Genomic DNA, 1,689 nt, shown 5'->3' on the forward strand with positions numbered 1-1,689 from the left:
GGAGGGCGGCGCGGCTCGTGGCGGGAGGCGGGTCCCTGGCGGCGGTGCCGCACGGCGCGGGTGTCGACAGGAGAGTGTGAGCGGGATGGGTGACACGGACTACGACGGCAACGGGTTCCACGACAGTGACGACGGTGTCTTCGGCGATCCCGGCTCCGGCGCGGGTTCCGTCTCGGACTACGACAACTGGGACTGGAAGCAGATCATGGCGGCCATCAACGGCATGTCCGCCGGCACCGACAGCGCGTCCAACCTCTCCCACGCGAAATCCGTGTCCGACCCGCAGTCCCTCCAGGACGCGGCCGACGCCTTCTACCAGGTGCAGATGACGATCGCCGGCGTGGCCAAGGCGCTGAAGGACCAGGCGGACGCGCTCGCCGGCGACGACGGGCCGTGGAAGGGCGACGCCGCCGACGCCTTCCACGACATGATGACCACCTTCTCCAAGCAGGTGCAGTCCAACGCCGATGTGCTGGGCGGCGGTTCGGCAGGCGGCAACTCCGTGCCGCAGCAGCTCGCCGACAACGCCGTCAACCTGACGAACGCGCAGAACAAGATCGTCGACATCGACAACTGGTACGCGCACCAGGCCGTGCTGATGGGTGTGACGCCCATGGACAACGGCCTCATCCCGGTCAGCAAGAAGCCCGAGCTCGTCAAGATGATGTCGAACGACATGCGGGCCGTGCTCAAGAGCCTGGCGGGCGAGTACCAGGTCACCATCGACTCCGTGAAGTCGCCGTCCGGTGTGACCTCGCCGACCGGGACCCCGCCCCCCACCGACGGGGGACCCGACACCGACGGCCCGGACATCACCATTCCGCCGCCCACGTCGGGGTCCGACGCGCCCCCGCCGCCGGACTACCAGGCGCCGGACCTGAGCGCCATGCCGTTCCCCGGCGGTACGGGCACGGGCGGCCCCACCAACTTCGACCCGAACAGCGCGGGCGGCCTCAACCCCAACGCGTTGAGCACGAACGGCCCCCTGAGCTCCGCCCCGACGCCGTACAGCGGCGGCCTGGGTACGGGCGGCGGTGGGATGCCGTTCTCGAACAAACTGCTCTCCGCGCCGGGAGGCAGCGATCTCAACGGCCCCGGCTCGGACACCCTCGACCCCAACGCCCTGGACAACCTCCTCAACCCCAACAGCTCCGGCTCCCCCTCGCCCTTCCCCGACTCGACCGGAGTCGGCGCGGGCGGAGGTCTCGGCGCAGGTGACGGCCTCGGCGCGGGCGGCGGCCTCGGCGCTTTCAACCCGGCCGCGTTCGGGGGCGGTTCGGGCACGGGCGGTACGGGAGGCCTCCCCAAGACCAACTTCGCGACGAGTCCGAAGTCCCTCAAGAGCACCACGCCGGAGGAGTTCCCCGGCGAGGAGGGTGTCGGCGGCGGCGCGGGTCTCGGCGGCGGGGCGGGCATCGGCGACAACCTGAAGTCGCCGGCCGGCTTCCCCGGCGGCACGTCGACCGAGTCCGGCCTGCCCTCCTCGCTGTCGGGGGCCGACGGCCTCGGCGACTCGCTCCAGTCCAACGGCCCCGCCTCCTTCGCCCCCTACAGCGGTGACACCGGCGTCGGCGGCGCGGGATCGACCGCCGGGGCGGGCAGCGGTATGCCGATGTCTCCCGGTATGGGCGGCATGGGTGGTGGTGCGGGTCAGCCGAATGGTTCGGGTGAGCGGTCCGATGCGTCGGC

1 protein-coding gene is annotated in these 1,689 nt (G+C 71.5%); it reads left to right on the forward strand.

The features are described from left to right. Positions 1–85 precede the first annotated feature (85 nt). Positions 86–1,689: WXG100 family type VII secretion target (locus LCE31_RS08890; protein WP_225013475.1), on the forward strand; the 1,604-nt coding region annotated here is incomplete at its 3' end.

The organism is Streptomyces sp. 8L, from assembly GCF_020176795.1.
Taxonomy (GTDB): Bacteria; Actinomycetota; Actinomycetes; order Streptomycetales; family Streptomycetaceae; genus Streptomyces.